This is a genomic window from Flavobacterium channae, assembly GCF_021172165.1.
In the GTDB taxonomy this organism is placed as follows: domain Bacteria; phylum Bacteroidota; class Bacteroidia; order Flavobacteriales; family Flavobacteriaceae; genus Flavobacterium; species Flavobacterium channae.
The window spans coordinates 2,493,749-2,515,618 of sequence record NZ_CP089096.1 but is presented as its reverse complement, the minus strand read 5'-3'; the positions used below and the strand labels follow the sequence as shown (position 1 = coordinate 2,515,618).

Here is a 21,870-nt window from a genome sequence, read left to right as displayed (position 1 = left end):
ATGAGTCAAGACGTAACTATTTTTATAACCGACAGAAACGGGGTTCGACATGAAGTGTTAGCGCCAACTGACATGAATATGAACATTATGGAGTTAATTCGTTCGTATGAATTAGCAGAAGAAGGAACTGTTGGTGTTTGTGGCGGAATGGCAATGTGCGCTTCTTGTCAATGCTATGTTTTAAACGATGTAGTTTCATTAGAACGCAATCCTGATGAAGAAGCAATGCTTTGGGAAGCCTATCATGTAAAAGATAATTCGAGATTAGGTTGTCAAATTCCAATTACTGAAGATTTAGAAGGATTGGAAATTGAAATAGCACCTGAACAATAAAAATAAAAGCGAGAAGAAATTCTCGCTTTTATTTTTATACTAATTCATGTTTGTGTTCTACTTGTTCTTCAATAGCATCCCAAAGTCCAATTCTTTTTTCTAAAGCTAAAACCGAAACTTCTTCTACTTCTTTCCAGTTTTGTTCCGAATCACCACAAAGTTCTGTAATCATTTGCATTGCCATTGGACCGTGTTCATCAGCGTCTAATTCAATATGTCTTTCGAAATAATAAATTAGTTTTGATAAATTGGTTTCAGGGAAGTTTTGCTGAAAGTTTTTCAAGATTTCGGTAAACATATTCGGAATCAAATCTTCTCTTCCAAAAGTAAAAGCAGCTGCAATCTCATGCGGTTTTCCTTGTTCAATCACACGGAAAGTAAAATCCAAAAACGCTTTCACACTCGGATGTAAATCGCTTTGTTTTATCGATACAAATATGTTTTTCGTTTCTTCTACATTTTTCAAAAACGCATTAATTTGATTTGTTGAAGCACCACATTGTGTCATCGCATCCAAATACATCTCAAAATGACTTTGACGTGTTCCATCAATAGTTAAATCGGTTTCTTCGGCTACAACTATTTCGTTAATTAAATAACGAATCTCTGGATTTCCAATTGGCAACCAAGGTGTAGTAGTACAAGTTAACTTATTTTGCAAGGCTTTTAGTAATGACATAAAATCCCAAACCGCATAAATGTGGTTTTCTAAAAAACAATGTAAATCGTCAATCGTTTTAACTTTGTTGTATAACGAATGGTTTAACAATTGTTCTTTCTGACTTTGAATCGATTGGTTTATGGTTTGAATATTCATAGGGCAATTTTTATTTCTATATACGAAATTCTAACTTCTTTTGGTTTCGAATCTGTACACTACAAATGTAAAAATGCTTCCCTAAAAAGAGAAGCATTTTGTATCAATTTTATCTATTGTTTAATTATTTGAATGCAGGGAAACCAGTTACATCCATACCTGTAATTAACAAGTGAATGTCGTGAGTTCCTTCGTAAGTCACTACAGATTCTAAATTCATCATGTGTCTCATGATTGAATATTCACCTGTAATTCCCATTCCACCTAGCATTTGACGTGCATCACGAGCAATCGTTAACGCCATATCAACGTTGTTTCTTTTTGCCATCGAAATTTGAGCCGAAGTAGCTTTTCCTTCGTTTCTTAAAACTCCCAATCTCCAAGTTAACAATTGTGCTTTCGTGATTTCAGTAATCATTTCAGCTAATTTCTTTTGTTGTAATTGAGTAGCTCCAATTGGTTTGTCAAACTGAATTCTTTCTTTTGAATAACGTAAAGCAGTATCATAACAATCCATTGCTGCTCCAATCGCTCCCCAAGCAATTCCATAACGAGCTGAATCTAAACATCCAAGTGGCGCTCCTAATCCGGATTTGTTTGGTAATAAGTTTTCTTTTGGAACTTTTACGTTGTCAAAAATAAGCTCTCCAGTAGCAGAAGCTCTTAATGACCATTTATTGTGAGTTTCTGGAGTTGAAAAACCTTCCATTCCTCTTTCCACGATTAAACCGTGAATTCTTCCTTCTTCGTTTTTAGCCCAAACTACTGCAATGTCAGCAAACGGTGCATTCGAAATCCACATTTTAGCACCATTTAAAAGATAATGATCGCCCATATCTTTAAAATTAGTTACCATTCCACCTGGATTTGAACCGTAATCTGGCTCAGTTAAACCAAAACAACCAATCATTTCTCCTGTGGCTAATTTTGGTAAATATTTCATTCTTTGTTCTTCGTTTCCGTATTTCCAAATTGGATACATTACCAATGAAGATTGAACCGAAGAAGTCGAACGTACACCCGAATCACCTCTTTCAATTTCTTGCATGATTAATCCATAAGAAATTTGATCTAATCCAGCACCACCATATTCAACTGGTATGTAAGGACCAAAACCACCGATTTCTCCTAAACCTTTTACGATTTGGTGTGGAAATTCTGCTCTTTGTGCGTACTCTTCAATAATTGGAGATACTTCTTTTTTAACCCAAGCACGTGCAGCATCACGTACCATTTTATGTTCGTCAGATAATAATTCGTCTAATAAATAATAATCTGGAGATTGAAATAAGTCTGGTCTCATAGTTTTTGATTTGAAAGTGACAAAAGTAAGTAAAGATTTTTAACAAATCAATTAACAAATGTTATAATTTTTAAATTACATCTTCAAATAAAAATCTTTCGTCAATTCTGTATATTCTGTAGTATATTGATGGCGTGAAATTTCAATGGTAAGTTCGTCTATTAAAGGAGTTTGTTCTAATCTACAGAAGGCTAGTAAACTTCTTTTAATTTCTGAAGTTGGTGTTCCTTTTACACGAGTAATTTTTAAAGGAAACAAATCGACTTCTTTACACATTGTAATAAATCGTTCTTCTTCTTTGTAAGGAATAATTACAGAAAAAATTCCGTTATCTGAAAGCAATAATGCGGCTGCATCAATCAATTCTTCAAAAGGTAGAGCGTCTTCAAATCGAGCTAAATCTCTTGAAGTGTTATCTGATTTATAATCATCAGTATAAAAAGGCGGATTAGAAATAATCAAATCGTATTCATCTTCAGGTTCGTCTACAAATTCATCTAAACCCGCATGAAAACAAAATAATTTATCACTCCAAGGTGAAGCTTCAAAATTTTCAACACATTGTTCGTATGCGTTTTCGTCAATTTCAATGGCATCAATTTGTTCGGCGTTGCTTCTTTGCGCTAACATCAATGACAATATTCCTGTTCCAGCTCCAATATCTAACACATTATAGGGATTGTTAATTAACGGAGTCCAAGCACCAAGCAAAACACCATCAGTGCCTATTTTCATAGCGCAACGGTCTTGATTAACTGAAAATTGTTTGAATTTGAACAAAATGAATAAGGAATGAATTTAAACAATTTAAAAAACTAAAAACTGTGACTGCGACTGTCAACTATTGTAAATAAAGGTCAACCAATCCTTCAGGAGTTTCTAAAGTAATGGTTTTGTTTTCTCTGTCAAGTGCAATGATGAAATCGTCGATAAGTGGAATTAGAATTTCGGTTCCATTATGATCAATTTCAAAAAGTGGTTGAGCACCGCTATCATTAATTGAAGTTATTTGTCCAATATTACCTAAACGAGTGTCAATTACATCAAATCCAATTACTTCGTGATAGTAAAATTGAGTTCCTTCAAGTTTGGGTAACATTGAAAGTGGAAGATATAATTCACTTCCCATAATTTCATCCGCTTCTTCTTCCGTTTGAATGTCTTCAAAACGAATACGCAAGAATTTTTCTTTATGAAGTGAACTAGTTTCAATAAAAAATGGAACCAGACTTTTGTTGATTTCAACAAAAACTGATTCCAAATTTTGATACATTTCGGGTTCGTCGGTGTCTAAATACGCCAATACTTCACCCTTGAAACTAAATTTTTTCGCGATTTTACCTAAATAGAAACAATCTTCTTTACGCATGGAATCGCTATAATATTAAGCTTCTGTTTCTTCGTTGTTTTCTTCAACAGCAGGAGCTTCCTCAGCAGCAGCCTCAACTACTTCTTCAGCAACTTCTTCTGTAGCTTCAGCAGCTTTTGCAGCCTCAGCTTGAGCAGCAATACGTTTTTCGTTTGCTTCTTTTTCAGCTTTTAAAGCTTTAGCTTTAGCATCAGCATCAGCTTTTGATAAACCAGCTTTTTTAGCATCAACTTTTCCAGCTTTTTCTTCTAACCAAGCAGCTAATTTAGCGTCAGCTTGCTCTTGAGTTAAAGCACCTTTACGAACTCCTCCATCTAAGTGGTGTTTTAATAAAGCACCTTTGTAAGATAAAATTGCTCTTGCAGTATCCGTTGGTTGAGCACCATTGAATAACCATTGAGCTGCTTTCTCGATATTTAAATCGATAGTTGCTGGATTAGTGTTTGGATTGTAAGTTCCTAATTTTTCTAAGAATTTACCATCTCTTTTTGATCTTGCATCTGCTGCAACAACCCAATAAAAAGGTTTCCCTTTTTTTCCGTGTCTTTGTAATCTAATTTTTACTGACATAATCTTGTGATTAATTTGAGGTTCTCGACCTCGGTTATTTAAGGGTGCAAATATATAAAACTTTGCAATACAAATTAATATGAATGCAAAAAATATTTTTTTAAAGAAATGATATTATATTCAATAAAAAAGTTATTTTTGTTACCCACATGTAAAACGAACTTAAAATTAAGATGAAAAAAATAGTTTCTTTATTGGCTTTGGTTGTAATGATGTCTTCTTGCGAGGAAAATCTTCAATCTAATAATCCTTCTTTTCAAGCAAAGCAAAATGATGTTTATTGGAGAGCAAATGAAGCAAGAGTTTCTGTAGATGCTAGCGGAGCTATGACAATTACTGCTTATAATCAATATGAAACGGTTACTTTAGAAACGTCAAGTACAAATCCTGGTACTTATGTTTTAGGAACAACTAACCAAAATAATTTTGCATCTTATTCTAATGATGTAGATGGTGTTTCGGATTATTATGATACAGGTTTGTATACTGGACCAGCTTTTAAAGTTTCTAACATGATTAATAGAGGAACAGGTTATCAAACAAATACAGGTGGAGCTCAAACTACAGGTGGAACTGGTTCTGGATTAAGAGTAGCGACTCAAACTACAAATGGAACGGTAACTGCAATTACTGTTGTGGCAAGAGGAGTTGGTTATACACCAGGTGATCTTATCACAATTGTTGGAGGAAATAATAATGCAACTTTTAGAGTGTTAAATATCCAACAAAGTAATGGAGAAATTAAAATTGAAGAAGTAGAAAATGGTTTGTTCACTGGAACATATAAATTCAACGCTGTTAATGAGAATGGTGATGTAATTACTTTTTCAGAAGGAGTTTTCTATAAAATCCCGCTTTCAAGTTTTTAAGGTATCATTAAAAATATTCAAAACCATCTGGAGAAATTCAGGTGGTTTTTTGTTTTTTGTTGATAACTTAAATTGTCATTCCGTAACTTAAAATGTATTTTTGTTTTCATGCAAAAACTGTTTTTGCAGTTTCTCTTTAGCTTAATATTCAGATAGATGTACTTAATTTTCGATACAGAAACCACAGGATTACCTCGTAGTTGGTCGGCACCTATTACCGATACTGACAACTGGCCACGTTGTATTCAAATTGCATGGCAATTGCACGATGAAATGGGAAATTTAATAGAGCATCAAGATTATTTGGTAAAACCTGAGGGTTTTAATATTCCGTATGATGCGGAACGAGTTCATGGTATTTCTACTGAATTGGCAATGGAGCAAGGAATTTCTCTATCTGAAGTTTTAGAGAAATTTAATATTGCGCTGTCAAAAACAAAGTTTGTTGTAGGACAAAATGTTGGATTTGATGTTAATATTATGGGATGTGAATTTCATCGTTTGAATATTGGATCAGATTTAGCAACAATGCCAGTTTTGGATACTTGTACTGAAGTTACCGCTAATTTGTTGAAATTACCTGGGGGTCGTGGAGGTAAATTTAAATTACCAACACTAACAGAGTTACATCAATATCTTTTTAACCAACCTTTTGCTGAAGCACATAATGCAACAGCCGATGTTGAAGCAACAACGCGATGCTTTTTAGAGTTAATAAAGCGAGAAGTTTTTACTAAAGAAGAATTAGATGTTGCACCTGAATATTTTAGAAGTTTTCGCGAAAGAAATTTAGGTGAAATTCAGCTAATTGGGTTAAAACATATCAATCTAAAACAAGCTTCTGATGAAATAAGAGCTCGTTTAAAGAAAATTGAACAAGAACAAGCTCAAACTATTATTTCTGATGAAGTAAAATCAGATTTAAAAGATGCGGCATTTGCTCATTTGCATAATCATACCCAGTTTTCGGTTTTACAATCTACTATTGGTATTAATGATTTAGTTAAAGCTTCGGCTAAATTTAAAATGCCAGCGGTTGCTATGACTGACACTGGTAATATGATGGGAGCTTTCCATTTTGTAAGCGCAGTTTTAAATCATAATAAAGCTGTAAAACCAGCTATTGAAGCTGCGATAGAATCGGGAGAGGAACCTACAGATGTTGAAATAAAGCCTATTGTAGGTTGCGAGTTCAATATTTGTGACGATCATAAAGACAAAACCAAAAAAGACAATGGCTATCAAGTTGTCCTATTAGCTAAAAATAAAAATGGCTATCATAATTTAGCCAAAATGTCTTCTATTGCCTACACAGATGGTTTTTATTATGTGCCAAGAATTGATAGAACTATCGTTGAAAAATATAAAGAAGATATTATTGTTCTTTCCGGAAATTTATATGGTGAAATTCCAAGTAAGATTTTAAATATTGGTGAAAGCCAAGCAGAAGAAACTTTAGTTTGGTGGAAAGAACAGTTTGGTTCTGATTTTTATTTGGAATTAATGCGTCACAAGCAAGAAGATGAAAATCGTGTTAATCAAACATTAATTGCTTTCGCAAAAAAACACAATGTAAAGCTAATTGCTACTAATAATACCTATTACGTAAATAAGGAAGATGCCAATGCACATGATATTTTATTGTGTGTAAAAGATGGTGAGAAACAAGCGACTCCTATTGGTCGTGGTCGCGGCTATCGTTACGGATTACCGAATCAAGAATATTATTTTAAATCGGGTGATGAAATGAAGCAACTTTTTGCTGATTTACCTGAAGCTATTATCAATATTCAAGAAGTTATCGATAAAGTTGAACCCTATTCCTTATATAGAGATGTATTACTTCCAAAATTTAAAATTCCTGATGAATTTGAAGTTGAAGAAGATAAAGTAGACGGAGGTGTAAGAGGTGAAAATGCTTATTTGAAGCATTTAACCATGGAAGGAGCCAAAAAACGCTACGGTGAAATCACACCTGAAATTCAAGAACGTTTGGATTTTGAATTGCTTACAATTTCTAACTCAGGTTATCCGGGTTATTTCTTAATTGTGCAGGATTTCATTGCAGAAGCTAGAAAAATGGATGTTTCCGTTGGGCCAGGACGTGGTTCTGCTGCAGGTTCTGCTGTTGCGTATTGTTTGGGGATTACGAATATTGATCCAATCAAATACGATTTGCTTTTTGAGCGTTTCTTAAATCCTGACCGTGTATCCATGCCCGATATTGATATCGATTTTGATGATGAAGGTCGTGGTCGTGTTATGGATTATGTAATCAATAAATATGGTGCTAATCAAGTTGCGCAAATTATCACTTATGGTAAAATGGCAACTAAATCGGCCATTCGAGATACTGCTCGTGTATTGGATTTACCTCTTTTTGAAGCTGACAGAATTGCTAAATTGATTCCAGGTATGATGCCTTCTAAATGGAATTTAGCACGATTTTTAGCAGAAGATGAAAGTGAAGTAAAAAAGGCACTTCGATCAGAAGAGTTTGACAAAGTTAAAGAGTTAATCGAAATTGCCAATTCAGAAGATTTAGCAGGAGAAACCATTCAGCAGGCAAAAGTGTTAGAAGGTTCTATGCGAAATACAGGAATTCATGCCTGTGGAGTTATCATTACACCAGATGATATTACCAATTTCGTTCCAGTTACCACCGCGAAAGATTCCGATTTATATGTAACCCAATTTGACAACTCAGTTGCTGAAAGTGCAGGTTTGTTAAAGATGGACTTCTTGGGATTAAAAACCCTTACCTTAATTAAAGACACCGTTAAATTGGTAAAATATCGCACAGGAATTGAATTGAATCCTGACGAATTTCCGATTGATGATATTAAAACATATGAGTTGTTCCAAAGAGGTGAAACAGTTGGTATTTTCCAATACGAATCACCTGGAATGCAGAAATACATGAAGGACTTAAAACCTAATGTTTTTGGAGATTTAATTGCTATGAATGCGCTTTATCGACCAGGACCATTGGAGTATATTCCTTCATTCGTTCGTAGAAAAAATGGTGAAGAACCAATTACATACGATTTGGATGCTTGTGAAGAATATTTATCTGAAACTTACGGAATTACGGTTTACCAAGAGCAGGTAATGCTTTTGTCGCAAAAATTGGCAAATTTCTCAAAAGGTGATGCCGACGTACTTCGTAAAGCAATGGGTAAAAAACAGAAAGATGTCTTAGATAAAATGAAATCTAAGTTCATTGATCAAGCTAAAGCAAACGGTCACGACGAACAAAAATTAGATAAAATTTGGACCGACTGGGAAGCCTTTGCAAGTTATGCATTCAATAAATCGCACTCTACTTGTTATGCTTGGATTGCTTATCAAACTGCTTATTTAAAAGCGCATTATCCTGCGGAATATATGGCTGCGGTGCTTTCAAATAACATGAACGATATCAAACAAGTGTCGTTTTTTATGGAAGAATGTAAACGAATGGGATTAGCTGTATTAGGTCCAGATGTGAATGAATCGTACTATAAATTTACGGTTAATGAAGATTATGCAGTACGATTCGGAATGGGAGCTATTAAAGGTGTTGGTGCTGGAGCTGTTCAAACAATTGTAGACAATAGAAAAGACGGGAAATACAAATCGATTTTTGATTTAGCAAAACGTATCGATTTACGTGCTGCCAATAAAAAAGCTTTCGAAAACTTAGCTTTGGCTGGAGGTTTTGATGGATTTTCAGATACACATCGTGCCCAATATTTTCATCATGATGGTGACGGAATTACTTTCTTAGAAAAAGCAATTCGTTATGGAGCTAAATTTCAAGAAAATGAAAATTCTTCTCAAGTAAGTTTGTTTGGGGATACTTCTGAAGTACAAATTGCTGAGCCTCAAGTGCCACCATCTGAAGAATGGAGTACAATGGAAAAATTAGCAAAAGAAAAAGAAGTAGTTGGAATCTATATTTCGGGTCATCCTCTGGATGATTATAAATTTGAAATGAAATATTTCTGTAATGCTAAGTTAGAATCGCTTAAAAATCTTGAACAACATTTAGGTAAAAACCTTTCTTTTGGAGGAATTGTTACCAATGTTCAACATCGAACAGCAAAAAACGGAAAAGGTTGGGCAACCTTCAATTTAGAAGGTTATGACGAAAGTTACGAGTTCAGAATATTTGACGAAGAGTATTTGAAATACAGACATTTTTTGTTACAAAATCAATTTGTATTCTTTAAAATAAATGTAAAAGAAGGTTGGGTTAATAGAGAAACAGGTAAAAAATCAGATCCGAGAATTCAGTTTTTAGACGCAAAGATGTTAGCTGATGTTTTACCAACATTTGCCAAGAAATTAATTTTAATGTTCCCAATTAATGAATTGAAAGAAAACTTAATTGCTGAATTGAACAGGGTGTTTTCAGAAAACAAAGGTGATAATTCGGTAACTTTTGAGGTAATGGAATTGGAACGAATTAAAAGAATTGTTGAAGATGTTCCGGTTGCTCCTGCAACAATTGAGATAGATGATGATGTTTTAGATGAAACTGGAGAACTTCCAGAAATGGAGATGGAAATTCCTGTAGAAAGAGAAGAAATTATTGTGAAAACAAAACTTTCAATGCCAAGTAGAAAACTTAAGGTTAAAATTTCTTCTGAATTGCTTCAAGAGTTAGAAAAAATGCAAATTAATTTTAAATTGAACTAATTGTTGTTTAGCTAACATTTTGTTTTCGTGTTAAACTCGAAATTTGTGTTATAAATAAATATCACTATGAAAAAAATTATAACATTAATTGTATTGAGTTTTGCTATAAACTCTTTTGCTCAAATTGCCGATGCTCCAGAAAACATTTCGCCATTATTAATAGGAGAAAAAATACCAAATATTCCATTGCATGATAGCAACGGAAAAGAGGTTACTAGCAACAAAATTTTTAATAAAAAAACTGTTTTAGTTGTATATAGAGGAGGTTGGTGTCCGTATTGTAATTCACAATTAGCGGATATGCAAGAAATAGAAAATCAGTTAATTGAATTGGGTTATCAAGTTGTAGCAGTTAGTCCTGATGCACCATCTTTTTTAAAGCAAACTGAAGATAAAAAAGAATTGAAATATCAATTGTATTCTGATAGTGAAGGGAAATTTGCTCAAGCTTTAGGCATTGCTTTTAAAAATGAAAAAGGGTTTTTAAAGAAATATTCGGAAGATAAAAATCCAGGATTTTTACCAGTTCCAACGATTTATGTTTTAAATGAAAAACAAGAAATTGAATTTTTATACATAAATCCTAATTATTCAAAGCGATTAGAAGGAAATGTACTATTAGCTGTGTTAAAAGCATTATAAATCAGTTTTGTATATACTCTAATAAATAAAAGCAATTTGAGTTTTTGGTTTAGTAAAAAATAAATAGCTATTTTTGTTACTCAATAAAGTAAATTAAAATTTAAAAATATGGCATTAGCAATTACAGATGCTACTTTTGATGAAGTAGTATTAAAATCAGATAAACCAGTAGTAGTAGATTTTTGGGCAGCTTGGTGTGGTCCATGTAGAATGGTTGGTCCAGTTATCGACGAAATTTCTTCAGAATATGAAGGTAAAGCAGTAGTTGGTAAAGTTGACGTAGATGCAAACCAAGAATTTGCTGCAAAATACGGAGTTCGTAACATTCCTACAGTATTAGTATTTCAAAACGGAGAAGTTGTTGGAAGACAAGTAGGAGTTGCTCCTAAAAAGACTTATACAGATGCAATTGATGCATTATTATAATATTTGAAAAAGAAGAAAAAAGGCTCAACGTATGTTGGGCCTTTTTTTATATTCTTAAAACAACTTTGGTTCCTTTGTTTTCCGATGTTTCTAGGCTAATTTCACAATCAATCATTTTAGCTAAATCACGAATTAAATGAAGTCCAAGCCCTGTTTTAATTCCAACAATTTCTTTTTCATCATAAAGTGCTTTAAATTGTTCTATTGATGCTCCTTTGCCATTATCAGTAATGGAAATAAATGTTCTGTTATTTTCATTCCAAGCTTTCCAGTTGATAGTTGGGTTATCAATGCCTTCAAGCGCTTTTATAGCGTTTCCGGTTAAATTTCGCATGATGGTTTTAAGGAAATTCTGATCGGTAAACAATTTTATATTTGAATTGTTTTCAAATTGAATGGCAATATTTTCAGCGCTAGAAAAATGATTTTTAATATCATGAAATAAATCAGAAATATTGATTTTTTCTGGTTGCGGTTTAAAGTTTTCCATTTGTCCTTTGCTCCACAACAAAATGTCTTCCATTGAGTTAAGAAGATTTTCCGCTCCATCAATTGTTTTTTGTTCCAAACGCGCTTTACTTTCCTCATCTAATAAGTCTGGACTTTCTTTTTTTAGATGTAAAAATTGAATTAACGTTGCAACCGGACTTCTTAAATCGTGATTTAAAATGTTTAGAAATCGCAGTTTAGCGTTGTTGGCTTCTTCAAGTTCGTTATTTAAAAGAAGCAGTTTTTGATTCGATTTTTTTCTGTTTAGGTTTTGATAATATAGTAAGCCTCCAATTATAGTTAATAATAAAAGACCTGCAATTAAATAGTATTTTTGTTTATTAGCGACGTCTATTTGAAGGTTTTTGTTTGCTATTTCTTGTTTTTTTACACTATTTTGGTACTTGGCTTCCATTTCTGCAAGATTCTTTTTTGTTTTTTCTGCTAATAAGGTTTCTTGTAATGCGGCATAATTGTTTAAATGAAAATAGGCTTGTTTGGTGTTTCCGATGCCTAAATAAGTTTGTGCTAATAATTTTTGTAAAACACAGTTTGCTTCTGGAGAGTCTTCTCTTATAATAGGTTCTGACGAAATCAAATATGGTAATGCTTTTTTATAATCTTTTTGGAATAAATAAATTTTACCAAAAGTTTGATTTACTTGTGCTTTAGTGAAATCACTTGCGTATTTTTCTACATTAGAATTGGCTTGGTTAGCGTAGAATAGCGCTTTTATAGGTTGATTTTTTTCTAAGTAATAATTTGAAAAAAGTAAATTACTCTGAATAAAATATTCAAAACAATCACCTAAATCAACAGTTTTTAAAAATAACTTAAACTTAGAATATCTGTCTTCTGCTTTTATTAAATTATTTTGCTTTAAATAAATAGAAATAAAATCGTTATGAACAGCAGCAATGCCTTCCTTGTATTTTGATAAATAAGGCTCACTTTCAATTAAATATTCCAAACTTTTTGGAAGATTATCCATAGTGTAGTAAAGCTCAGATATGTTAACTAACTGTACACCAAAATTAATTGTATCGTTATAATTGCCTTTATTTAAATATTTTTTTCGTTTTTCTAAACCTTCTATTTTATATTGTAATCCTTTTTCATATTGTCCTATGTGAATATAATAATCTGATATTTCAGCTAAGATTTTACTCTTCTCTAATTCGTTTTTTGAAGTGTCAATAACATTCTGTAGCTCATTTAAAACACGCTCTCTTTTTTTGGTTGCGCCATAATTTTTATAGCACACAAGCATTTGTTTTAATGCTTCTACAACTCTTTTGTTGTTTTTAGCTTTTCTTCCAAATAATTCTGATTTTTCTAGATAATAGGATATGCTATCTGTTTCACTGCCATAATCAAATGAAACACCTAGATAGAAATTGAAAAGTGACAAGTTATAAAAATCATTTTTTGAAGTTAGTTGTATGCCTTTTTTTCCAGCAATTCTTAGTTGCTTGTAGTTTTCAACGGCAAGAAATTCGTCACAATAATCTGCCCAGGCTTGAAGTTTTTCTTTTTGAGTTTTAAATTTTGTAAGATTTGGTTCATTTTGTCCAATAACAAAACATGAAAAAAATATAAAAATTAACAAAAAGTAGCCTTTCATAAAACCAAACTTAAGTTATTTTTGAAGCTTCGTCCAATAGGTATAGAGACATCGTTTTTTAAAACTAATTCTTGACTATTAATCTTTTGAATAAATTGTTTTTGAACTGCAAAACTGCGATGAATTCTTATAAACGATTGAAAATTTTCATTTTGAAGGATTTCGCCTAAATTTTGTAAAACACAATGTCTTTTGTTTTCAGTTGCCAAAATGGTATAATTTTTTAAAGCTTCTAAATATAATATTTCATGAAGTTTAATTTTAACTTGGCTATGACCAGATTTTACGTAAATAACATCACCACCTATTGAAGCTTCAAACAAACTTGCTTTTGTTTTAATTTCCATAAACTCCACAATTCGCTGTACAGTTTGTTCAAAGCGAGGAAATTTAAACGGTTTAACAATAAAATCTAATGTTTGTAATTCAAAAGTGTATGCCGCACTTTCTGTATGAGATGAAATAAAAACGCAAGCAGGAATTTCTTTTGCTTTTTCACGAAGCTCTAAGCCAGATTTTCCCGGAAGTTCAATGTCTAGAAAAGCAATATCAACTGAATTGGTTTCTAAAAACGCTAATGCAGTTTCAGCAGTTTCAAATATTCCAACTATTTGAAAAATTGAAAATCTTTTAACGTAAGAAATAACCAGGAGTCTGTCTATTTCTTCATCATCAACAATTATACAGTTAAATGATTGCATACTTTAATATTATACTCAAATATAGAAAATTTCTTCTAAAAACATTTATTCGTGTATTTATAATGTTGTTTGTCCTTTTTGTTTTGTTTTCATTTTAATAGCTATTTAGGTTTGTGATATTATTAAATATAAAAAATAATCTTATGAGTAAGTACAAATACGTAACTCCATATTGGAAAGATAGTCTAGGTATTTTTGGTGAAGGTCACAAAGCCCACACCGGAACTACTTTTTATGTTCATAATTATAATAATACAAGCGCAAGAATAGTTATTCATTTTTACGATTTAGATGGAAAATTATTTTCGGATATGGAAGTAGATCTTCTTACACCTCCAAATTCAGTTTTAGATATGAGAATTGTAGATATAATTAGTGTAAAGAATCCTAGTTATAACGTAACAGAACATTCAAGAAATGGTTCAATGCATATATTTTGCGATGTACCATTGGTAATTAGTGGAAAAATGTATAAAGGAAGAACAAACTCTTTTGGTACACAAGATGAAAATGTGTGGTCAATTCCTTTTCAAGAAGTTAAAATGGAAGAGCTTAATTTAGGTAGAATAGATGATGAAATTCCTATAAATAATCCAGACTTTAGTAATTTCTTTAAAAGAAGAAAACTAAGAAATAAATAATTTTTAAAAGCTCTGTAATTACAGAGCTTTTGTTTTTTTTAAAACGATATGTAGTTGGTGTATTTAAAATGTCGTTTGTCCTTTTTGCTTTTTATAAAGCAATTAAACGAATGAAATTTGCTGCATCAACTATAAAAATAAAAAAATGAAGAAGTTCTATTTTTTAATATTAGGTATTGTAACTGCAGGATATTCTCAAGTAGGGATTAACACAGCTACACCAGCAGCACAATTAGAAATAAAATCTAGTAATCAAGCAGTGCCAGCTAATACTGATGGTGTTTTAATTCCAAAAATAGATACTTTTCCAGCAATTAATCCAACTATTTTACAGCAAGGAATGCTAGTTTATTTAACTACAACTTCTGGAACAAATCAACCTGGGTTTTATTATTGGGATAATACAACTACGAGTTGGAAAGGATTTGGGAATGGTTCAGGATGGAGTTTAACTGGGAATACTGGAACAAATCCGACAACCAATTTTTTAGGAACTACTGATGATAAATCGTTGTTTTTTCGTGTAAACAATCAGCATGCAGGAAGAATAGATACCAATACTGGAGAAGGAACAGGAGGTAATGTTTTTTTAGGCATTACTACAGGGCAAGCTGTTAATTCTGGTTCTCACAATGTTGCGATTGGTGTTGAAGCTTTTATGAATAATAGTGGCGCCTTAAATACAGCTATAGGGTCTTATGCTTTGCAAAAAAACACGAGTGGGGATTCTAATATTGCTGTTGGATCAAGTGCTTTGTATGAAAACACCGTTGGTACAGAAAATATAGCTATCGGGAGATTTGCTTATTTTAATAATAAATCTGGATCAAATGGAGTAGCTATTGGAGTTAGAGCAATGCAATATGCTGATAATACTGCCACGGCTTATCAAAATCATAATGTAGCTGTTGGTTTTGAGGCTATACAAGGGTCTTCGACTCCTGCAAATAATACAGGTAATCTTAACACCGCAATAGGTTTTAGAACTTTATCAAAAAACACTTCAGGAAGTGGTAATAGTGCAGTTGGAGATCGTGCATTATCCTCAAACACAACTGGCGAATACAATAACGCATTTGGGTACTTGTCTTTATTTGGAAACACAACTGGCACGCAAAATAATGCCCATGGTTCAGAAGTTTTATTAGGAAATTCATCAGGAAGTTATAATTCTGGTTTTGGATATAGAGCATTAAATGGTAATAATGGTAATTACAATTCTGCATTTGGTAACGGTTCAATGTTTAATAATAAAATGGCAAGTAATAATGTAGCAGTTGGATATAGAGCCTTGTCTAATCAACAATTTAGTAATGGAAATGTTGCTTTTGATACTAATAATGTAGCAGTTGGTGTTGACGCTTTGTTGAATAATAACCCAACTTCTACAAGCAATGGTATTCAAAATACAGCTTTAGGTAATTATGCATTAAATGCGAATACCACTGGTTATAGAAATACAGCACTTGGTAATAGGGCATTGTTCAATAATACTACGGGCTATCAAAACACAGCTGTTGGCTATAATGTTTATCCAACATCGTCAACATCTTTAAATAATTATACTGGACTTGGTTACAATGTAGGGGGAGGTACTTCTACTAGCAATATGGTTGAAATCGGAAACACTAGTGTAGCTTCTATTCGTGGGCAAGTTAATTTTACAACCTATAGCGATCAGCGAATAAAAAACAATATAAAAGAAGATGTTCCGGGGTTAAATTTTATAACACAATTAAGACCTGTAACTTACAACCTTGACATTCATAAACAAAATGCAATTATTTACAAAGACAAACAAGAAGCTAACGAAGACTGGGAAGGAAAATACGATATTGAAAATATTAAACAAACTGGTTTCATAGCTCAAGAAGTTGCTCAAACAGCAAAATCTTTAAATTTTGATTTTAGTGGAATTGATGCGCCAAAAAAAATAGATGGTCTTTATGGTTTGCGCTACGCAGAATTTGTAGTTCCTTTAGTGAAAGCAGTACAAGAACAACAACAAATCATCGAAGAACAAAATGAAAAAATAAAGCAATTAGAAGCTATAAATAAAGAGATATTAAATCGATTAGAGAAGTTAGAAACTAAATAATTTGAAGAATATTATGAAAACAATTAAAAGAGTAAGTTGGTTATTAGGAATATTTATAACACTTTGTTCTTGTACAAAGGAAGAGATTGTTGATAGAGAAACTATTTATACGCCATTAGAATCTGTTGCAATTAGTGATGGAGCTAATTGGGCAGTATATTCGAATTACGGTGAAGTAAGTGATAATTTAATAGTTTCAGGGTTAGAAGGAAGAACGAATGAAATTGAACTTAAATTAAAAGCTTCGGTTTATAATTTAAATAATTTAGATTTTTATTTAATTTCTCCATCTAATCAAGTTTTGCCTTTGATGGGAAATATGATTCAATATACCCCTAGTACAGTAGAAATTGATATTAAGTTAACAGATAATGGTCCGCTAACTTTTGATGATTGGACACAAAGTAACAATATGACAGGAAATTATTTTTCGTTTGGAGATATTAGTTCTGCTTCAATTTTTGCGAATCAAGTAGTATATGATTTTGATGGGTTTAATGATCAAAATCCTAATGGACAATGGAGGGTGGTAATTAGAGAAAAAGCTTTAAATACGGCTATTGCCGAAATTAGATCTGCAGAATTATTTGTTTCTACAAAATACTAAAGATTTATTGATTTTAGGGTGGGTTTGTTAAGTAGAATTAGGTCTAACGAAAGTTAGGCCTTTTTTGATAGATTTCACTATCTTTACGATATGAAGTTAGAGGCGCATTTAGAAAAAATATCCAGTTTTGAGCATTTAGAATTATTGGCCAATCAAATTGTTGAAGGGTTTATTTCTGGAATGCACAAATCACCTTTTCATGGATTCTCGGCTGAGTTTGCCGAACATAAAATTTACAATCCTGGAGAAAGTACCAAGCATATCGATTGGAAATTGTTTGCCAAAACAGACAGATTGTACACAAAACGATACGAAGAGGAGACCAATTTACGTTGTCATTTGATAATTGATAATTCTTCGTCGATGCATTATCCTAAATTGAAGGAAAATCAGCTGTTTTACGAGAATAAAATAGGTTTTTCTGTCTTGGCTTCGGCTGTGTTGATGAACTTGCTTAAAAAACAACGGGATGCTGTTGGTTTGAGTGTTTATTCGGATATATATGAATATTATTCTCCTGAAAAAGGGAGCGAGCGTCATCATAGGATGATTTTAAATAAGCTCGAAGAAGTTTTAATGCAAAACAAAACAACTCGTAAAACCGATACTGTTACTTTTTTACACCAAATTGCAGAAAATATTCATCGTCGCTCTATGGTAATTTTGTTTACCGACATGTTTCAGAGTGAAGACAACGATAAAATATTTAAAGCTTTGCAGCATTTAAAACACAACAAACATCGAGTAGTTGTTTTTCATGTTTATGATAAAAAAACGGAGTTAAATTTTAGTTTTGATAATACGCCACGTAAGTTTATTGATGTGGAAACGGGAGAAGAGATCAATTTATTTGCTGAAAATACCCAAGAAATGTATCAAAAAGAAGTACAAAGTTATTTCAAAACGATAGAAGCAACCTGTATGCAATATCAAATACGATATGTTCCGGTTTCAGTTGATGAAAATTTTGAAAAAATTTTATTAACGTATTTGGTTGAAAAACAAAAGTTTGGCTAAAACAGGTAAAAAAAGTTTAATTTTTTTTAAAAAAATATTTGCAAGATTAAAAAAGCGTAGTATATTTGCACTCGCAATCAAGCACTGGTTTGGTAGTTCAGTTGGTTAGAATACATGCCTGTCACGCATGGGGTCGCGGGTTCGAGTCCCGTCCAGACCGCCAGTAAAAGAGGAAGCCTTTCGAAAAGAAAGGCTTTTTTGCCCTCTTACAATATTTAAAATAGTTGTGTTGTTTAGGTACGAAAGTACCAAAAGGTTTAGTAGTTAGACCAATGAAAAGCTTTGCATTTGATGCAGGGCTTTTTTATTTTATAAATATTATATATAAAACTATTGAAATAAAAAAGCCGACTTATAAAGCCGGCTTTAATTCTAATCAACTAATAAAAATATTTAAGGGGATTTATTCTTTAATTACTTTATAAATTTTACTTTCTCCGTTAGCAGATGTAGCTTTGAAAATATAAATTCCTGCTGCATGATTTGAAATGTCGATTTTGTTGCTTCCAGCTTCTAAATCTGAACTCAATATTAATTTTCCTAAAACATCCCAAGCTTCTACTTTAATTGACTCAGGAGTGTTTATTGTAAGTAATCCGTTTGAAGGATTAGGATAAATCATAATTGAATTATTTGTATTAGTAAAATCAGAATTACTCAATGTAGCACAAGTATTTCCGGTTGTTACTGGCGAACCTGCTGCCCAGTTTGACATAGCGCCAGTTAAAGTAAAGTTAGTTAAGGTTCCATTATAGTTGCCTAATTCATCAGCTAATGTTGTGATAGGAGCATTGTTAGCATTGTCAAATCCCTGATTAAATTTATAATATGCTACTAACTCTGGTTGTGCTTGTGCTTCACAATTCATAGTGTTTTGAATATCAGTTTGATTTAATGCAATATCCCAAATACGAACTTCGTCTATATCTCCATTAAACATTTCAGGAACAGCTTGAGCATTTCCTCCAATAACAAAAGCTGTTGTTTTCAATGGGATTACTCCTGTTTTTGCAGTAGTACTAATTAAAGTACCATCTACATAAATTTTCATAGTTGTACCATCCCAAACACCTGCAACATGTTGCCAAGTATTTAATATTACTGTATTTGATGCTACTACAGATGAGTAACCACTTCCTCCATCAATCCAAAAAGAGTACCCGTTATTATCTCTTCTTAATAGCATTTGTAAACCACGACCTAATGATGGGTAATCATAATTACCTGCAATTACACCTAAACCAGAATTTGTTTCAGGTCTAACCCATGCTTCTACTGTTACTGCTGTTTTACCTGTAAAATAAGTTGTTAAACCATTTCCTGTGTTAACGATATCATTAGCTCCATCAAAGTTTAAATGAGTTGCATTTGCATTAACAGTAATAATAATTTCGATTCTTCCGCTTTCACAACCATTTGCATTAGTTGAAGCAACCCAATATGAAGTAGAACCTGCAGTAGTTGTAGAAGGAGTTGGAGCTGTTGTAGAGCCAGTTCCCCCAGTTGCAGATGTGTACCACATTAATCCTGTTCCATTTGTTCCAGTAGTTGCAGATAAAGCTGAAGCAGTATCTCCTAGATTATAAGTAACAGGAGATGTAGCAGTAGCATTGCTTGGTATTACTGAACCAGTTATTACAGGAGAGCCAGCTAACCAATTTGATGTTGTTCCTGTTAAAGAAAAGTTTGATAATGTACCATTAGATCCAGTTGTAGCATTTAAAGTGGTAATAGCTGTATTGTCGGCTTGGTCAATACCTTGGTTGAATTTATAATAAGCTACCAAACCAGTTTCATTTCCTTGTAATTCGCAATTTTTTGATCTGTTAATTTGTTCGGCTGTTCTTGCTACATTCCATACTCTTACTTCATCAATACTTCCATTAAAATACTCTGATGCTACTCCTCTGTATCCAATACTAAATTGATTTCCAGTAGTATTAAATGTCTTTGCTTGTGAAGTCCCTACTTGTACACCATCTAAATATACTTTTAAGGAAGTTCCATCATGTGTAGCTGCAATATGGTGCCAATTACCATCATTAATTGTTGCATTTGTATTGTAGTCGTTGTTTTCAGCAACAAAATTCAATTTACCTCCTGTTTGATATAGAGCAAATCTATTGTTTGTAGTAAGGTTACCATAAGTCATAATTGCTCCGCCACCATTGTTTTGAGTAGTTTTAATCCAAGCCTCAATTGTTCTAGAAGTATTTCCAAGAGGAAAATTAACCCCTGTTACAGTTATAGCATCATTTGAACCGTCAAAATTTAAATGTGTTGCAGGTAGACTAACTGTTACAACAACTTCAATTCTTTCACTTTCGCAACCATTAGTATTAGTGTTTGAAACCCAATAAGATGTGGATCCTACAGATGCTGTATTTGGTGTAGGAGCTGTAGTAGTACCTGTTCCGCCAGTAGAACCTGTATACCATAATATATTATTACCTGTTGCTACAAGCGGAGATGCCGACTGACCAACAAAATAATTAACTTGAGTTGAAACTACAGGAGCAGTGATAGCAACATATGATTGAATATTTAAATCATTAATATTAATGCATGATTGTCCGTCTCTAGCCGCATTAAAAAAATCAGGTTTGCCGTCATTGTTAAAATCGCTAATAGCAATACCATTATATGAATTAGATAAAACCTGAGTTGCTAGAGTAAGTTGACAACCTGAGTTTAAATAATATCTTGCACCACTACCATTTCTTAAAACTACATCTAACCAAGTGTCTCCATTTAAATCAACTATTTTATCAACAGCTCCTACACTAGGCATTGTTATTAAAGAATTTGTACTTACAGTACCAAATGTTCCTGTACCATCGTTTTTCCATAATCTTAAGCCCCAATTATTATAGTAATCATAAGCTAAGAAATCTATATCGCCATCATTATCCCAATCAGCTAAAAAACCTTCTCCTGTATAAGTAGGCAAATTTTGAGTATTTGTAAATACACCACTTCCATTGTTCTTAAAGACTCTTCCGTTCCACCCACCTTGTTGACAAAAAACTAGGTCAATATCTCCGTCGTTGTCAATATCTCCAGCTACAGATCCTAAATTAGTATACCCATTTAAATTTTGAATTTCAGTTCCAAGAACAAAACTTGCATTGCCTGTAGTTCCATTGTTAAACCAAATTTGATTAACCGTAGTAGAATTAGAAGTTGCATTTAACCATAAAATATCTTGTTTGGTATCTCCGTTAAAATCTGCTACTCTAAATGCACCAATAGAACCTGTTGCTGTAAAAAAAGTACCTGGTAATTCAGTAAAGACAGCAGATCCGTTGTTAATGAAAATTTTACCCGCAGAACTTACAATATCTATGTCACCATCGTTATCCATATCTTTAGAGATTAAAGAACTCCATGTTAATCCTGATAAAGTTGTAGTTTGAGTAAAATTGTTTGAACCATCATTAGTAAACAAACGATACACTCCAGACTCATCAAGTACAATAATGTCTTTGTCTGTATCACCATCAAAGTCTGCAACTTGAGGCTGGTAAAATCTGTTTTGAGGATTGGTAGTTGTTCCTATACATGTTGAAGTCAGAAAAGAATCTGTCTGGGAAAATGACTTCAAACCTGTGAGTAATAGAATTAATAAAAGGTACTTGTGTTTCATAAAAATATGTTTTATAGTTATGAAGCAAAAATATT

At 32.6% G+C, this 21,870-nt stretch carries 17 protein-coding genes and 1 tRNA gene; 10 read left to right on the top strand and 8 right to left on the bottom strand.

What is annotated here, in order from left to right:
• Positions 1-333, top strand: a complete 333-nt coding sequence (locus tag LOS89_RS11695; protein WP_231835423.1) for a 2Fe-2S iron-sulfur cluster-binding family protein — start codon at positions 1-3, stop codon at positions 331-333.
• Between the two features lie 34 nt (positions 334-367).
• Here LOS89_RS11695 and LOS89_RS11690 read toward each other — a convergent pair whose 3' ends face one another.
• From LOS89_RS11690 to LOS89_RS11670, 5 genes are all read right to left on the bottom strand, one after another.
• Positions 368-1,150, bottom strand: coding sequence for a DUF3050 domain-containing protein (locus tag LOS89_RS11690; RefSeq protein WP_231835422.1), 783 nt, complete (start codon positions 1,148-1,150; stop codon positions 368-370).
• 124 nt (positions 1,151-1,274) lie between these two features.
• Positions 1,275-2,453, bottom strand: a complete 1,179-nt coding sequence (locus LOS89_RS11685; RefSeq protein ID WP_231835421.1) for an acyl-CoA dehydrogenase family protein — start codon at positions 2,451-2,453, stop codon at positions 1,275-1,277.
• A 75-nt stretch (positions 2,454-2,528) separates the two neighbouring features.
• Positions 2,529-3,233, bottom strand: coding sequence for a tRNA1(Val) (adenine(37)-N6)-methyltransferase (locus LOS89_RS11680; RefSeq protein WP_231835420.1), 705 nt, complete (start codon positions 3,231-3,233; stop codon positions 2,529-2,531).
• A 61-nt stretch (positions 3,234-3,294) separates the two neighbouring features.
• Positions 3,295-3,822 (bottom strand): ribosome maturation factor RimM, encoded by a 528-nt coding sequence (gene rimM, locus LOS89_RS11675; RefSeq protein WP_231835419.1) that lies wholly within the window; start codon positions 3,820-3,822, stop codon positions 3,295-3,297.
• A gap of 15 nt (positions 3,823-3,837) precedes the next feature.
• Entirely contained in the window at positions 3,838-4,392 is a 555-nt protein-coding gene (locus LOS89_RS11670; RefSeq protein ID WP_231835418.1) for a 30S ribosomal protein S16, read from the bottom strand.
• A 173-nt stretch (positions 4,393-4,565) separates the two neighbouring features.
• On the opposite strand from LOS89_RS11670, the gene LOS89_RS11665 reads away from it, so the two are divergent.
• The 4 genes from LOS89_RS11665 to trxA all read left to right on the top strand — a co-directional run bounded on the left by LOS89_RS11665 (position 4,566) and on the right by trxA (position 11,012).
• Positions 4,566-5,261 (top strand): DUF6252 domain-containing protein, encoded by a 696-nt coding sequence (locus LOS89_RS11665; protein WP_231835417.1) that lies wholly within the window; start codon positions 4,566-4,568, stop codon positions 5,259-5,261.
• 156 nt (positions 5,262-5,417) lie between these two features.
• The gene (gene dnaE, locus LOS89_RS11660; protein ID WP_231835416.1) at positions 5,418-9,944 is read left to right on the top strand and encodes a DNA polymerase III subunit alpha; all 4,527 of its coding nucleotides are present in this window, start codon (positions 5,418-5,420) and stop codon (positions 9,942-9,944) included.
• A gap of 66 nt (positions 9,945-10,010) precedes the next feature.
• On the top strand, positions 10,011-10,586 hold the full coding sequence (locus tag LOS89_RS11655; protein WP_231835415.1) for a peroxiredoxin-like family protein: 576 nt from the start codon (positions 10,011-10,013) through the stop codon (positions 10,584-10,586).
• A 108-nt stretch (positions 10,587-10,694) separates the two neighbouring features.
• Positions 10,695-11,012, top strand: a complete 318-nt coding sequence (gene trxA, locus LOS89_RS11650; protein ID WP_121312549.1) for a thioredoxin — start codon at positions 10,695-10,697, stop codon at positions 11,010-11,012.
• A gap of 46 nt (positions 11,013-11,058) precedes the next feature.
• Here trxA and LOS89_RS11645 read toward each other — a convergent pair whose 3' ends face one another.
• Both LOS89_RS11645 and LOS89_RS11640 read right to left on the bottom strand, forming a co-directional pair.
• Positions 11,059-13,110, bottom strand: coding sequence for a sensor histidine kinase (locus tag LOS89_RS11645; protein WP_231835414.1), 2,052 nt, complete (start codon positions 13,108-13,110; stop codon positions 11,059-11,061).
• An 11-nt stretch (positions 13,111-13,121) separates the two neighbouring features.
• Positions 13,122-13,826, bottom strand: coding sequence for a LytR/AlgR family response regulator transcription factor (locus tag LOS89_RS11640; protein WP_231835413.1), 705 nt, complete (start codon positions 13,824-13,826; stop codon positions 13,122-13,124).
• A 143-nt stretch (positions 13,827-13,969) separates the two neighbouring features.
• Here LOS89_RS11640 and LOS89_RS11635 point away from each other — a divergent pair, with 143 nt between their 5' ends.
• The 5 genes from LOS89_RS11635 (at position 13,970) to LOS89_RS11615 (ending at position 18,352) form a co-directional block, all read left to right on the top strand.
• Positions 13,970-14,467 carry a hypothetical protein gene (locus LOS89_RS11635; protein WP_231835412.1) on the top strand — a complete coding sequence of 166 codons (498 nt, stop codon included), beginning with the start codon at positions 13,970-13,972 and terminating at the stop codon, positions 14,465-14,467.
• 145 nt (positions 14,468-14,612) lie between these two features.
• Positions 14,613-16,565, top strand: a complete 1,953-nt coding sequence (locus LOS89_RS11630; RefSeq protein WP_231835411.1) for a phage tail-like protein — start codon at positions 14,613-14,615, stop codon at positions 16,563-16,565.
• A gap of 13 nt (positions 16,566-16,578) precedes the next feature.
• Positions 16,579-17,172, top strand: coding sequence for a hypothetical protein (locus LOS89_RS11625; RefSeq protein WP_231835410.1), 594 nt, complete (start codon positions 16,579-16,581; stop codon positions 17,170-17,172).
• Between the two features lie 90 nt (positions 17,173-17,262).
• On the top strand, positions 17,263-18,189 hold the full coding sequence (locus LOS89_RS11620) for a DUF58 domain-containing protein (RefSeq protein WP_231835409.1): 927 nt from the start codon (positions 17,263-17,265) through the stop codon (positions 18,187-18,189).
• An 86-nt stretch (positions 18,190-18,275) separates the two neighbouring features.
• Positions 18,276-18,352: transfer RNA gene (locus tag LOS89_RS11615), tRNA-Asp, on the top strand.
• Positions 18,353-18,592: 240 nt separating this feature from the next.
• On the opposite strand, the gene LOS89_RS11610 is transcribed toward LOS89_RS11615, so the two are convergent.
• A complete protein-coding gene (locus tag LOS89_RS11610; RefSeq protein WP_231835408.1) occupies positions 18,593-21,835 on the bottom strand; it encodes a LamG-like jellyroll fold domain-containing protein in 3,243 nt (1,080 codons plus the stop codon).
• Positions 21,836-21,870: the final 35 nt, after the last annotated feature.